A 13,043-nucleotide genomic window follows, 5' to 3' on the forward strand; every position below is an offset into this window, starting at 1 on the left:
CTTCTGACACGTCACCCAAGGCGATCACGAACAGACGGGCGCACGCCTGGCGCTGCCCTTCTGCACGTTCTCTTCCATCCGGACTGTGACCGTCGGCTCTGGAGTCGCACCAGATCTGCTGACACTTCCTCAATTTGGAAGCCGCTCGCGGGCTTGCGGGACGTGCCCGCTTACCGCCGGTGGGGAATTCCGCCCCGCCCTGAGAACGGCGGAACTTTGGCAAGCAGCAAAGATTCACGCAAGCCGGAAATGCCGTGCGAAGTCAGGTTTCCACAAGCTCGTAGTGCTTGATGGTGCGCGACTCGACCAGTTCGGCCTCGGCCGGGTCGATATGCGGGCTTGTGTAATCCTCGCCTACAAACGCCTTGAGCGAGGCCAGATCCTTCCACACCATCACAAAGCTGAACTCCCGCGGGGTTTCGGCCCGCGGTGCGCCGGGCAGCACCGAAACGATGCCGTCTGTGCCCTTCATCAGCGGAATCGCGGTTTCATGAAAGAACCTGCTGAACTCGGCTTCCTTGCCGGGCCGGATCACAACCTGGAATATCCGCATGATCATTGGGGTCCCTCCTGACACTGTTTACAGGCGGCCAGCATACCACATGCGATGATTGCCCCTTCCCCTCAGCCCGGCTTGCAGTAGGCTGCGGCCAAACAGGAGAGGATTTCCCATGAGGCTCACTTATTCCCAAGCATCCCCCTTTGCCCGCAAGGTTGTGGTGCTGCTGCATGAAACCGGGCAGGTGGATGATGTCGAGATTCTGGACGTCACCACCACACCCCTGAACCCCAGCCCGGATGTGAAATCCAGCAACCCGCTGGCCAAGATCCCGGCGCTGGAGCGCAACGACGGGCCGGCGCTGTATGACAGCCGGGTGATCTGCGCTTACCTGGATGAGCGCGCGGGCGGCAGGCTGTATGGCGGCTGGGACAGCATGGTGCTGGAGGCCACCGCCGACGGGATCATGGATGCGGCGGTGCTGATGTCCTACGAAAAACGGCTGCGTCCCGAGGAAAAACAGTGGGACAGCTGGCTGGACGCACAGCGCAGCAAGGTGCTGGGCGGCTGCGCGGCGCTCAATGCCCGCTGGATGAGCCATCTGCAGGGGCCGCTGGACATCGGCCAGATCGCGGTGGCCTGTGCGCTGGCCTATGTGGACTTCCGGCACCCGGAAACAAACTGGTGCCAGGGCAACGAGGCGCTGGCAGACTGGTTCGCCGAATTCGAATCGCGCCCGGCGATGCAGGCGACAAAACCGCCCGCGGCCTGAGCGAGGCCCCTTGAAACTTGCATGTGCCGCGCCGATATGGGTGCGGCACTGTCACACAGGCGTGACAGAATTGCCGTCTGCGGCTTTCTGCGCGCCCATGACCGCTGGACGAACGGCTTTCTCCCCGCTAGACACGCGCCTGAGTCACTGCGAGCAATCGCGGTGCATGCGCATGTTTGCCCTAAACGGGCGCTGGAATTGGAGAAAACCTCGTGTCCCACGCAGAAGACCACGAAGGAACCCGGAGAGATTTCCTCTACTACGCCACTGCCGGCGCCGGGGCAGTGACCGCGGGTGCCGCCGTATGGCCCCTGGTCAACCAGATGAACCCCTCCGCCGACGTGAAAGCGCTGTCCTCGATCCTGGTCGATGTCAGCGGCGTGGAAGTTGGCACGCAGATCTCGGTCATGTTTCTGGGCAAGCCGGTGTTCATCCGCCGCCGCACCCAGGAAGAGATCGACGAGGCCCGTGCCGTGGAGCTGTCCGAGCTGATCGACCCGCGGTCGGAAAACCCGAATAAGCCGGGCACCGACGCAGCGGACGCCAACCGCACCATGGACGAAGCCGGCGAATGGCTGGTGATGATGGGTGTCTGCACCCACCTGGGCTGTGTGCCGCTGGGCGACGGCGCCGGCGAATTCAACGGCTGGTTCTGCCCCTGCCACGGGTCGCACTACGACACCGCAGGCCGCATCCGCAAAGGTCCGGCGCCGGAGAACCTGCACGTGCCGGTGGCTGAGTTCACCGACGCCAACACCATCAAGCTGGGATAAGGAAACGCGCTCATGTCCGGTATTCCGCACGACCATTACGAGCCGAAGACAGGCGCAGAGAAGTGGCTGCACAGCCGCCTGCCCATCGTCGGCCTGATCTATGACACCATCATGATCCCCACCCCCAAGAACCTGAACTGGTGGTGGATCTGGGGCATCGTCCTGGCCTTCTGCCTGGCGCTGCAAATCGTCACCGGCATCGTCCTGGTGATGCACTACACCCCGCATGTCGACATGGCCTTTGCATCCATTGAGCATATCATGCGCAACGTGAACGGCGGCCACATGCTGCGCTACCTGCACATGAACGGCGCCTCGCTGTTCTTTGTTGCCGTCTACATCCACATCTTCCGCGGCCTGTACTACGGCTCCTACAAGGCGCCCCGCGAGATCACCTGGATCGTCGGCATGCTGATCTACCTGCTGATGATGGGCACCGCCTTCATGGGCTACGTGCTGCCCTGGGGCCAGATGTCCTTCTGGGGCGCGACCGTGATCACCGGCCTGTTCGGCGCGATCCCGTTCATCGGCGAAGCGATCCAGACCTGGCTGCTGGGCGGACCGGCGGTGGACAACGCCACCCTGAACCGCTTCTTCTCGCTGCACTACCTGCTGCCCTTCGTGATCGCAGCGCTGGTGATCGTGCACATCTGGGCCTTCCACACCACCGGCAACAACAACCCCACCGGTGTTGACGTGCGCCGCGGCTCCAAGGAAGAAGCCAAGAAAGACACCCTGCCGTTCTGGCCGTACTTCGTGATCAAGGACTTCCTGGGCCTGGCCATTGTGCTGGTGATCTTCTGGGCCATCGTCGGCTTCATGCCGAACTACCTGGGCCACCCGGACAACTACATCGAAGCCAACCCGCTGGTGACGCCCGCGCACATCGTTCCGGAATGGTACTTCCTGCCGTTCTATGCGATCCTGCGTGCCTTCACCTCCGAGGTCTGGGTGGTGCAGTTCGCCTCCTTTGTCACCGGCGGCATCATCGACGCGAAGTTCTTCGGCGTGATCGCCATGTTCGGCGCGATCCTGGCCATGGCGCTGGCGCCCTGGCTGGACACCTCCAACGTGCGTTCTGGCCGTTACCGCCCGATGTTCAAATGGTGGTTCGCGCTGCTGGTCGTCGACTTCTTTGCCCTGATGTGGCTGGGCGCGATGCCGGCGGAAGAGCCCTATGCATCGTTCTCGCTGATCGCATCGGCCTACTGGTTCGGCTACTTCTTCGTGATCCTGCCGCTGCTGGGCGTGATCGAGAAGCCGCTGGCTCAGCCTGCCACCATCGAAGAGGATTTCGACGCCCACTACGGCAAGAAGTCTTCTGCAGACGCCACTCCTGCCGAGTAAGAAGAAGGAACACCTAGCAATGTTCAAGAAACTGGCAACCGGTGCCGCCTTCGCTCTGGCCATGATCCCTGCTGCGTCTTACGCAGCAGGCGGGGCGGGCCATGTCGAAGATTACGACTTCTCCTTTGAGGGTCCCTTCGGCACCTACGACCGCAACCAGCTGCAGCGCGGCCTGCAGATCTACACCGAAGTCTGCGCAGCCTGCCACGGGCTGAAGCTGGTGCCGATCCGCACCCTGTCCGATGAGGGCGGCCCGCAGATGCCGGAAGATCAGGTGCGCGCCTACGCGGCTGACAACTTCAGCGTCTACGATCCGGAACTGGATGAGGACCGCCCGGCCAAGCCGGTCGACCACTTCCCGGAGAACAACAACGCCGGCGCCCCGGACCTCAGCATGATGGCCAAGGCGCGCGCGGGCTTCCACGGCCCCTACGGCCTGGGTCTGAACCAGCTGTTCAAAGGCATGGGCGGTGCCGAATACATCGCCTCGCTGCTGGCCGGCTACACCGGTGAGACCAAGGAAGAAGCAGGCACCACCTTCTATGAAAACACTGCCTTCCCGGGCGGCTGGATCTCGATGGCGCCGCCGCTGTCGGACGAGCAGGTGGAATTTGCCGACGGCCACGCCAACGACGTGGAAGCCATGTCGCAGGACGTCGCGGCCTTCCTGATGTGGACCGCCGAACCCAAGATGATGGCCCGCAAGCAGGCCGGTTTTGTCGGTGTGCTGTTCCTGACCCTGCTGTCGGTGATGCTGTACCTGACCAACAAGCGCCTGTGGGCGCCGCACAAGGGCAAGCACTGATCCCTGGCGGCTGACACAGCGCTGAAACAAGAAACCCCCGCAAGAGCTTCTTGCGGGGGTTTTTCGTTGCATGAGGGCGCGGTCCGGCAACCTACGCCAGCGGGCTGACGGTCAGATGCGGCAGGCCGTTGGAGGTCTTCTGCGGCGAGCGGTCCTCGGCATTGATGACCGCGGACACCCGCTGGCGCCAGGAGGAGAAGCTGTCGAACTGGACCACGTCCACGGGCGCGTCGAATTGCAGGGTGATCCGCCGGTGGCCATTGCCGCCGCAGGCGGCCAGCCCATGGACATAGCCGGTGAAGAGCTGGCCCAGATAGCGCCCCTCGACCCGCATGCCCACCTGTAGTTCCGGCGCGTTGGAAGCACGGGTGTGGAGCGTGTTCCAGTCGCGGAAACCGTAGTACTGCGCAATCCGCTCCAGGGCGGTGCTGTGGGGGATGGGCTGGCCTTGGGCCTGGGAATGCTTGCGCAAGAGCCGGGCCTCGGCCTTGAGCTGCGCAACAGAAGGAAGGGCAGAGTTGGTCTGCATGGATGTACCTTTCGCGAAAAGGGTGCATATGCCGTTGCAGACAGGGCTCGCATTGCTGTCCGGGCGTGCACCCAGGCGTCAGGATATACCTTGTCCGGATTTCACCATGGCCAGAGGCCGCGAGCGGCAGGTATCCGGGACCTTGGTATGGTCATAACGCAGCAAGAGCTGGGGCGCAAATCCTTCAAGCCCGGGGCTGGCACGGCAGTGGCGCCTGAGCCACTCCGTTTCAGTGTGCTGTTTGGTACCCCGCGCGACACGCCTTTGACACGCTTGACGGACCCGGCAGCAGCATCGCAACATTTATGAGTTGTATTTTGTGAGTGGGGAGAGTTGCAATGCCCGGACAATCGAATGCGGATATCTTGCGCGAAGCGATGGCGCGCTGGAACGACTGCAAGGCCGGAGATCTGACTATGTGGGACGAGTACACCAGCGAGGATATGTGCCTGCGGTCCATGGGGGAGGGGCAGCATGGCATCAATTTCAGTTCGGCGCGGAACGGCCGGGAGCAGATGCACAGCTACTTGGCCGAATTGACCAATGCCTTTGAAATGGAGCATTGGACCCTAGAGGAGACAGTCTCTGAAGGCGACCGGGTCGTCGGCCTGGGCACGACGGCCTGGACCTGCAAGGCCACTGGCAAGCGCGTGGAAACTCCCATTGTTCTTGTCTGCCGGTTCCGTGGCGGGCGCATCTGCGAACTGCATGAATTCTACGATTCTGCGTCGGTCGCCGCCTCAACCTGCTAGCTGGCCTGGGGAGCAGGTCAGGCTGTCAGCTGGCCGCCCACCACGCCGGTAATGGCGGCGGTGACGATCCGGCCTTCCTCCTGTGGCGCAGCAAAGGTCACCTCGGTGAACTGCTCGGTGCGGCCCATATACGGGTTTTCCATCAGGATGCGGTGGGTCTTGCCGACCTGCTCTGTCAGGTGGCGTTCCACCTGCGCATCGCCGGCCGCGCGCAGGCGGGCCGCGCGATCCTTGATCACGTTGCCGTTCACCTGGTTCGGGATCTTCGCCGCCGGGGTGCCCTCGCGCTTGGAGTAGGGGAAGACGTGCAGCCAGGTCAGGTCGCAGTCAGTGACCAGTTTCAGCGAGTTCTCGAAATGCGTATCAGACTCGGTAGGGAAGCCTGCAATGATGTCGGCGCCAAAGGTCATTTCCGGGCGCAGGCGGCGGGCCTCCTCGCAAAATGCGATGGCGTCGTCGCGCAGGTGGCGGCGGGCCATGCGTTTCAGGATCAGGTCGTCGCCATGCTGCAGCGACAGGTGCAGATGCGGCATCAGCCGCGGTTCGGTGGCAATCGCCTGCATCAGGTTCTCGTCCGCCTCGATCGAATCGATCGAGGAGATGCGCAGCCGCGGCAGGTCCGGCACCAGCTTGAGAATCCGCATCACCAGGTCACCCAGGCGGGGCTGTGCGGGCAGATCGGCGCCCCAGGAGGTCAGGTCTACGCCGGTCAGAACCACCTCGTTGTAGCCCCTGTCCACCAGCCGCTTGATCTGGTCGATCACTACGCCCGCGGGAACCGAGCGGGAGTTGCCGCGGCCATAGGGGATGATGCAGAAGGTGCAACGGTGGTCGCAGCCGTTCTGGACTTGCACATAGGCGCGGCTGCGGGTGCCGAAACCGTCGATCAGATGGCCTGCGGTCTCCGTCACCGACATGATGTCGTCGACCTGGACCTTTTCCGTGGTGCCGATGAAATCCGGCCCCTTGGCGATCTGCTGCCAGGTCTCGGGCTGCATCTTCTCGGTATTGCCGATGACGCGGGTGACCTCTTCCATTGCGGCAAAGGTTTCCGGCTCCGTCTGGGCGGCGCAGCCGGTCACGATGATCGGCGCCTCGGGGTTTTCGCGGCGCAGCTTACGGATCTCCTGGCGTGCCTTGCGCACGGCCTCGGCGGTCACAGCGCAGGTGTTCACTACAACGGCGTTTTCCAGGCCCGCCTGCTGGCTCAATTCCTTCATCGCCTCGGTCTCATAGGCGTTGAGGCGGCAGCCCAGAGTGGTGAACTTGGGCACGCTCATGCCAGCGACTCCAGGAACTCGCGGGTGAAGATTCCGTCGAACACATGCATGGTCGGGCCGGTCATCCAGACGCCGTCCTCGGCCCAATCGATCCACAGGGTGCCGCCGTCCAGGTCGATCTGCACCTTGCGGCCCGTCAGGCCGCGCCGGGCGGCTGCAACGGCGGTTGCGCAGGAGGAGGAGCCTGAGGCCAGTGTCACCCCCACACCGCGCTCCCAGACGCGCATGCGGATGCGGTCGGGGCCGGTCACTTCGGCGACCTGCACATTGGTGCGCTGCGGGTAGAGCGGGTGGTGTTCGTAGCGGGGGCCGAACTCTGCCAGCGGAATGACTTCGGCGTCTTCGACAAAGAAGGTGCAATGGGGGTTGCCCATGCCGGTGGCTGTAGGGCCGCCTTCGATCGGCAGCTCCAGCGTATCGGTTTCCTCGGCCAGCGGGATATCCTGCCAGTCCAGCTGCGGCGCGCCCATGTTGACGGAGGTAAGGCCGTTGCCGGCATCGCGGGCATAAAGGTCGCCGCGGTCGGTGGTCAGGTGCAGCTCGGTTTTGCCGTTTTCCAGGATCAGGTGTCGGGCAATGCAGCGGGTGGCGTTGCCGCAGGCCGCGGAGGTGGAGCCGTCGGCGTTGTAGAAGGTCAGATGCGCGTCGCCGGGCCCGTTTGAAATCACCGTCAGCTGGTCGAAGCCAACGCCGAACTGGCGGTGCGCGATTCCCTTGGCCATCGTCGGGGTGATGGCAATGTCCTGCGCGCGTGCGTCGACAACGACGAAGTCGTTGCCCAGCCCGTGCATCTTCATGAAGGGGGTTTTTGTGTCTGCCGAGGTGCTCATGGCGGGCATATAGACCCGGCGCGAGGATGAATCCAGCCTTCGGCGAGAAAAGTTGAAAAAAGGGGTTGACCCCCCGCGCTACTCCCCCTAGATACGCCGCCTATCGGGACAGCAAGTCACACGGTGACAAACGGTTCCGAAGCGAAATAAGTGCTTGAACCTTCTGGGAAAAACGCTTAGACCGCGACGAAGAAGTGGGCCGTTAGCTCAGTTGGTAGAGCAACTGACTTTTAATCAGTGGGTCGCAGGTTCGAATCCTGCACGGCTCACCACTTCATCCAAAAACCGCTGATGATGAGACGCAAAACCGCTACAGGTAGCCCCGGGAGCGGAAGCTGAGTTCGGCGGATTTTCCGATAATCAGATGGTCGTGCAGGGTGATTCCCAGTGCGGTCAAGGCGGCCCGGATCTGGTCTGTCATACCGATATCACTGTCCGATGGGGTGGGGTCTCCGGACGGGTGATTATGCACCAGAATCAAGGCGCTGGCGTTGAGTTCCAAGGCGCGTTTGGCGACCTCTCGGGGGTAGACGGGGACGTGGTCTACGGTGCCGCGGGCCTGTTCCTCGTCGGCGATTAGGACGTTCTTGCGGTCCAAGAACAGGATGCGGAACTGTTCGGTTTCGCGGTGGGCCATTGTGGTGTGGCAATAGTCCAGCAGCGCGTCCCAGCCGGAGATCACCTGGCGCTGCATCACCCGGGCGCGGGCCATGCGGTGGGCGGCGGCCTCCAGCACCTTGAGGTCGGTGATGACTGCGTCGCCGATGCCCTTCACTTGCGCCAGCCGTTCCGGCGGGGCGGTCACCACACGGTTGAAATCACCAAAGGTATCAAGCAGCTGGCGTGCAAGGGGTTTTACGTCCCGGCGCGGGATCGAGCGGAACAGGACCAGCTCCAGCAGTTCGTAGTCCGGCATCGCCGCGGCGCCGCCAGCGATGAAACGCTCGCGCAGGCGGGCGCGGTGGTCCTTGATGTAGGAGGGCAGGCGGCCGGGGGAGAGCGGGGCCGCAGGGGCCTCCTCGCTGCCGGGAAACAGCGGCAGGGAGACGTCTTCGAAGGCGGGGTCCTGTGCCATAGCGCCATGGTGCCGCCATCTAGGTTGAGGAAGTGTTAATGCGTGCGCTGCGATGTAGCGGCGGCAGCGGGGCAGGCAGCTGGGTGACAGGCGTGCACCCCCAGTACACCCTTTGTGCACCGCCGCGGTGCAGCGTGGGAAGTGGGGGCTGCGGTTTGCGTTAGAGACATGTAAAAGAAAAGCGCCCCGGGTTGGGGGCGCTTTTGACAGAGCCGTTTGCGGCTAGTGGCCGGGGCTCCGCCCGTTCGCAAGTGAAACGCTCCCCCGGAGCGTTCCGGGGAGCTTGCTCAGCCCTTCATGCCATCCCAGAAGCTTTTCACCGAAGAGAAGAAGCTGCGGGATTCGGGGTTAGTGTTTTCCTCGGAGATGTCCTCAAACTCGCGCAGAAGCTCTTTCTGACGGGCTGTGAGGTTCATCGGCGTTTCCACCGCCAGTTCAATGAACATGTCGCCGGTGGCGCCGCCGCGCAGCGCCGGCATGCCCTTGCCGCGCAGACGCATCTGGCGGCCGGACTGGCTGCCCTCGGGGATCTGCACCCGGCCGCGGCCGCCGTCGATGGTCGGCACCTCGATCGAGCCGCCAAGCGCTGCCTTGGCCATGCTGACCGGCACCCGGCAATAGAGGTTGTTGCCGTCGCGCTCGAACAGCTTGTGCGGGGCCACCTCGACGAAGATGTAGAGATCGCCCGGCGGGCCGCCGCGCAGGCCGGCTTCGCCTTCGCCGGCCAGGCGGATGCGGGTTCCGGTTTCCACGCCTGCCGGGATGTTCACCGACAGCGAGCGGTCCTTTTCCACCCGGCCGTGGCCGTGGCAGGATTTGCAGGGGTTCTTGATGATCTGGCCCAGGCCAGAGCAGGTCGGGCAGGTGCGTTCGACAGTGAAGAAACCCTGCTGCGCGCGGACCTTGCCCATGCCGGAACAGGTCGGGCAGGTGGTGGGTTCCACGCCGCCTTCGGCGCCGGTGCCGTCACAGGAGGTGCAGGAGACAGAGGCCGGAACCTTGATGGTCTTGTGCAGGCCGCCAAAAGCCTCCTCCAGAGAGACGCGCAGGTTGTAGCGCAGGTCGGCGCCGCGGGAGGCCCGCTGGCGCCCGCCGGCGCCGCCGCGCTGGCCGCCCATGAAATCGCCGAACAGGTCGTCGAAAACGTCGGAGAAGGCGGAAGAGAAATCGCCGCCGCCGAAGCCCTGGCTGCCGCCGCGCTGGCCGCCGCCCATGCCGTTTTCAAAGGCGGCATGGCCAAAGCGGTCATAGGCCGCCTTTTTGTCGGCGTCCTTCAGGACGTCATAAGCCTCGTTGGCTTCCTTGAACTGCGCCTCGGCGTCCGGATTGTCTTTGTTCCGGTCGGGGTGCAATTCCTTGGCTTTCTTGCGGAAGCCTTTTTTGATTTCGTCTGCGCTGGCGCCTTTGGCCACGCCCAGAACGTCGTAATAGTCGCGTTTTGACATCGGTTACCCCATCTGCCTCAACGAAAATGGGCCGGTCCGGGGTCGGACCGGCCCGCCTTGGCCTGAGCGGTCAGGCGTTAGCGCTTGTCGTCGTCCAGGTCTTCGAATTCGGCGTCAACGATGTCGTCGTCACCGGGGCCTGCGGATGCATCAGCGGCTGCCGGTTCTTCGTCGCCGCCTTCCTCAGCTTGCGCCTTGTAGATCGCCTCGCCCAGTTTCATCGCGGCTTCGGTCACGTTCTGGATGCCGGATTTGATTTTCTCGGCGGTCGATTTCTCGTTCTCCAGATCGTCCTTCAGCGCAGCCACGGCCAGCTCGATCACCTCGATGGTGGACGGGTCGACCTTGTCGCCATGCTCCTCGACCGATTTCTCGGTGGAGTGGATCAGCGATTCGGCCTGGTTCTTGGCTTCGATCAGCTCGCGGCGTTCCTTGTCCGCCTCGGCGTTTTCCTCGGCGTCCTTGACCATCTTTTCGATGTCCTCGTCGGACAGACCGCCGGAGGCCTGGATAGTGATCTGCTGTTCCTTGCCGGTCGCCTTGTCCTTGGCGCCGACCGACACGATGCCGTTGGCGTCAATGTCGAAGGTCACTTCGATCTGCGGCATGCCGCGCGGTGCCGGCGGGATTTCCTCGAGGTTGAACTGGCCGAGCATCTTGTTGTCGGCAGCCATTTCACGCTCACCCTGGAACACGCGGATGGTCACGGCGTTCTGGTTGTCTTCCGCGGTCGAGAACACCTGCGACTTCTTGGTCGGGATGGTGGTGTTGCGGTCGATCAGGCGGGTGAAGACACCGCCCAGAGTCTCGATGCCGAGCGACAGCGGGGTCACGTCGAGCAGCACCACGTCCTTGACGTCGCCCTGCAGAACCCCGGCCTGGATGGCGGCGCCCATGGCAACCACTTCATCCGGGTTCACGCCCTTGTGCGGCTCCTTGCCGAAGAACTTGGTCACCTCTTCGATGACTTTCGGCATCCGGGTCATACCGCCGACCAGAACCACTTCGTCGATGTCGGAGGCGGAGAGGCCTGCGTCCTTGAGGGCCGCCTTGCAGGGGTCCATCGAGCGCTTGATCAGGTCGGAGACCAGGCTTTCCAGCTTGGCACGGGTCAGCTTCATCACCAGGTGCAGCGGCTGGCCCGAGGACGGGTCCATCGAGATGAACGGCTGGTTGATCTCGGTCTGCGAGGTGGAGGACAGTTCGATCTTGGCCTTTTCAGCGGCTTCTTTCAGGCGCTGCAGGGCCATCTTGTCTTTGGACAGATCGACGCCATTTTCCTTTTTGAACTCATCCGCCAGGTAGTTGACGATGCGCATGTCGAAGTCTTCGCCGCCCAGGAAGGTGTCGCCGTTGGTCGACTTCACTTCGAACAGGCCGTCGTCGATTTCCAGGATGGTGACGTCGAAGGTGCCGCCGCCGAGGTCATATACGGCGATGGTCTGGGTGTTTTCCTTGTCGAGACCATAGGCCAGCGCAGCCGCGGTCGGCTCGTTGATGATGCGCAGCACTTCGAGGCCCGCGATCTTGCCGGCGTCCTTGGTGGCCTGACGCTGGGCGTCGTTGAAGTAGGCGGGCACGGTGATAACCGCCTGGGTGACTTCCTCGCCCAGGTAGGATTCCGCGGTTTCCTTCATCTTGCCCAGGGTGAAGGCGGAGATCTGCGACGGGGAGTATTTCTCGCCCTTGGCTTCGACCCATGCGTCGCCGTTGCCGCCGTTCACGATGGAGAACGGCACCATTTTCTTGTCCTTGGCGACGGCAGCGTCGTCGAACCGGCGGCCGATCAGGCGCTTGACGCCGAAGATGGTGTTGTCGGGGTTGGTCACGGCCTGGCGTTTGGCGGGCTGGCCGACCAGGCGCTCGTCGTCGGTGAAGGCCACGATCGACGGGGTGGTGCGCGCGCCCTCGGCGTTTTCGATCACGCGGGGCTGCGAGCCGTCCATGATGGCCACGCAGGAGTTGGTGGTACCCAGGTCGATGCCGATAACTTTGCTCATGTTTCGATCCCTTATTACTACTCAAGGCGATTGCCCGAGGCCTGAACCCGTTGCGGCATCCCGGCCCCGATTGATATGCGGTTTGGTCTGCACCTTGCCGCGTCCCGGCGTATATAGGGACGTGAAAACGGCCCTGCAAGCGCTCAGGCACGCCCGGAGGCGTGAAACAATGCGGTTTTTTGCACGGGTCGCGGTTAAAGATGGATGAACGGCAATGACCCTTCTGCGGGTGCGCGGATTTGATGTACACAAAGGGTTTCTGGACCCGGCCCGGCAGGCGGCGCTGATCGAGGCGCTGCGGCCGGTGCTGAAAGCGGCGCCGCTGTTTTCGCCGAAGGTGCCGGGCGGCGGGCAGATGTCGGTTCGGATGACCTCCGCCGGACGCTTCGGCTGGTATTCCGATGCCAAGGGCTACCGCTACGCGGAGCAGCATCCTGCCGGACAGGAATGGCCTGCTATCCCCGCGGAGATTCTGGCAATCTGGGCAGAACTGACCGGGCTGGAGCGCCAGCCGGAATGCTGCCTGCTGAACTACTATGGCGAGGGTGCGCGGATGGGGCTGCACCAGGACAAGGATGAAGCCGATTTCTCGTATCCGGTGGTCTCCATCAGCCTGGGGGATGACGGGCTGTTCCGAATCGGCAACGGGACCCGCGGCGGCAAAACGGAGTCAGTCTGGCTGGGATCGGGAGATGTGGTGGTGATGGGCGGGGAGGCGCGGCTAACCTATCACGGGGTGGACCGTATCCGGTTCAAGTCCTCGCGCCTGCTGCCTAAGGGCGGGCGGATCAATCTGACATTGCGGGTCGTGACCTAACAGGCCGCAGAATTAGTCAGGCCAGCGGGACGCTGTTCTCTCTGAGGGGGGCTCTCTTGTCTCCCTTCCGGATCGGGCGGCTGGAAGCAGGCTTGTGGCCACCTCATGCAGCCTCATGC

The 13,043-nt window shown here is 63.3% G+C and carries 13 protein-coding genes, 1 tRNA gene and 1 riboswitch; of the genes, 7 read left to right on the forward strand and 7 right to left on the reverse strand.

Features of this window, described 5'->3' with window-relative positions:
• Positions 1 to 62: 62 nt before the first annotated feature.
• A riboswitch (FMN riboswitch) is annotated at positions 63 to 211 on the reverse strand.
• A gap of 51 nt (positions 212 to 262) precedes the next feature.
• Entirely contained in the window at positions 263 to 559 is a 297-nt protein-coding gene (locus tag KUV26_RS12590; protein ID WP_222508576.1) for an antibiotic biosynthesis monooxygenase family protein, read from the reverse strand.
• Positions 560 to 671: 112 nt separating this feature from the next.
• Between KUV26_RS12590 and KUV26_RS12595 the strand changes: the two genes are divergently transcribed.
• The 4 genes from KUV26_RS12595 to KUV26_RS12610 all read left to right on the forward strand — a co-directional run bounded on the left by KUV26_RS12595 (position 672) and on the right by KUV26_RS12610 (position 4,196).
• Positions 672 to 1,271, forward strand: coding sequence for a glutathione S-transferase (locus KUV26_RS12595; RefSeq protein WP_222508577.1), 600 nt, complete (start codon positions 672 to 674; stop codon positions 1,269 to 1,271).
• A 212-nt stretch (positions 1,272 to 1,483) separates the two neighbouring features.
• Positions 1,484 to 2,044: a ubiquinol-cytochrome c reductase iron-sulfur subunit gene (gene petA / locus KUV26_RS12600; RefSeq protein ID WP_222508578.1), complete on the forward strand. Its 561-nt coding sequence runs from the start codon at positions 1,484 to 1,486 to the stop codon at positions 2,042 to 2,044.
• Positions 2,045 to 2,056: 12 nt separating this feature from the next.
• Positions 2,057 to 3,391: a cytochrome b gene (gene petB, locus KUV26_RS12605; RefSeq protein WP_222508579.1), complete on the forward strand. Its 1,335-nt coding sequence runs from the start codon at positions 2,057 to 2,059 to the stop codon at positions 3,389 to 3,391.
• Between the two features lie 19 nt (positions 3,392 to 3,410).
• Positions 3,411 to 4,196: a cytochrome c1 gene (locus KUV26_RS12610; RefSeq protein ID WP_222508580.1), complete on the forward strand. Its 786-nt coding sequence runs from the start codon at positions 3,411 to 3,413 to the stop codon at positions 4,194 to 4,196.
• A gap of 91 nt (positions 4,197 to 4,287) precedes the next feature.
• Here the strand turns inward: KUV26_RS12610 and KUV26_RS12615 are convergent, their stop codons facing one another.
• Positions 4,288 to 4,725 (reverse strand): glyoxalase superfamily protein, encoded by a 438-nt coding sequence (locus KUV26_RS12615; protein ID WP_222508581.1) that lies wholly within the window; start codon positions 4,723 to 4,725, stop codon positions 4,288 to 4,290.
• Positions 4,726 to 5,063: 338 nt separating this feature from the next.
• On the opposite strand from KUV26_RS12615, the gene KUV26_RS12620 reads away from it, so the two are divergent.
• Positions 5,064 to 5,477 carry a nuclear transport factor 2 family protein gene (locus tag KUV26_RS12620; protein ID WP_222508582.1) on the forward strand — a complete coding sequence of 138 codons (414 nt, stop codon included), beginning with the start codon at positions 5,064 to 5,066 and terminating at the stop codon, positions 5,475 to 5,477.
• Positions 5,478 to 5,494: 17 nt separating this feature from the next.
• Here the strand turns inward: KUV26_RS12620 and mtaB are convergent, their stop codons facing one another.
• Both mtaB and dapF read right to left on the reverse strand, forming a co-directional pair.
• Positions 5,495 to 6,757 (reverse strand): tRNA (N(6)-L-threonylcarbamoyladenosine(37)-C(2))-methylthiotransferase MtaB, encoded by a 1,263-nt coding sequence (mtaB, locus tag KUV26_RS12625; RefSeq protein ID WP_222508583.1) that lies wholly within the window; start codon positions 6,755 to 6,757, stop codon positions 5,495 to 5,497.
• Positions 6,754 to 7,596, reverse strand: coding sequence for a diaminopimelate epimerase (dapF, locus tag KUV26_RS12630; RefSeq protein WP_222508584.1), 843 nt, complete (start codon positions 7,594 to 7,596; stop codon positions 6,754 to 6,756). Before dapF ends, mtaB begins: the two co-directional genes overlap by 4 nt.
• A gap of 187 nt (positions 7,597 to 7,783) precedes the next feature.
• On the opposite strand from dapF, the gene KUV26_RS12635 reads away from it, so the two are divergent.
• Positions 7,784 to 7,859 (forward strand) — tRNA-Lys (locus KUV26_RS12635).
• A 38-nt stretch (positions 7,860 to 7,897) separates the two neighbouring features.
• Here KUV26_RS12635 and radC read toward each other — a convergent pair.
• The 3 genes from radC to dnaK all read right to left on the reverse strand — a co-directional run bounded on the left by radC (position 7,898) and on the right by dnaK (position 12,107).
• Entirely contained in the window at positions 7,898 to 8,662 is a 765-nt protein-coding gene (gene radC, locus KUV26_RS12640; RefSeq protein ID WP_222508585.1) for a RadC family protein, read from the reverse strand.
• A gap of 287 nt (positions 8,663 to 8,949) precedes the next feature.
• Positions 8,950 to 10,107 carry a molecular chaperone DnaJ gene (gene dnaJ / locus KUV26_RS12645; protein ID WP_222508586.1) on the reverse strand — a complete coding sequence of 386 codons (1,158 nt, stop codon included), beginning with the start codon at positions 10,105 to 10,107 and terminating at the stop codon, positions 8,950 to 8,952.
• 77 nt (positions 10,108 to 10,184) lie between these two features.
• The gene (gene dnaK, locus KUV26_RS12650) at positions 10,185 to 12,107 is read right to left on the reverse strand and encodes a molecular chaperone DnaK (protein ID WP_222503754.1); all 1,923 of its coding nucleotides are present in this window, start codon (positions 12,105 to 12,107) and stop codon (positions 10,185 to 10,187) included.
• Positions 12,108 to 12,321: 214 nt separating this feature from the next.
• Here dnaK and KUV26_RS12655 point away from each other — a divergent pair, with 214 nt between their 5' ends.
• Positions 12,322 to 12,924 carry an alpha-ketoglutarate-dependent dioxygenase AlkB family protein gene (locus KUV26_RS12655; protein WP_222508587.1) on the forward strand — a complete coding sequence of 201 codons (603 nt, stop codon included), beginning with the start codon at positions 12,322 to 12,324 and terminating at the stop codon, positions 12,922 to 12,924.
• Positions 12,925 to 13,043 lie beyond the last annotated feature (119 nt).

It is taken from the genome of Leisingera daeponensis (assembly GCF_019801465.1).
GTDB lineage: Bacteria > Pseudomonadota > Alphaproteobacteria > Rhodobacterales > Rhodobacteraceae > Leisingera > Leisingera daeponensis_A.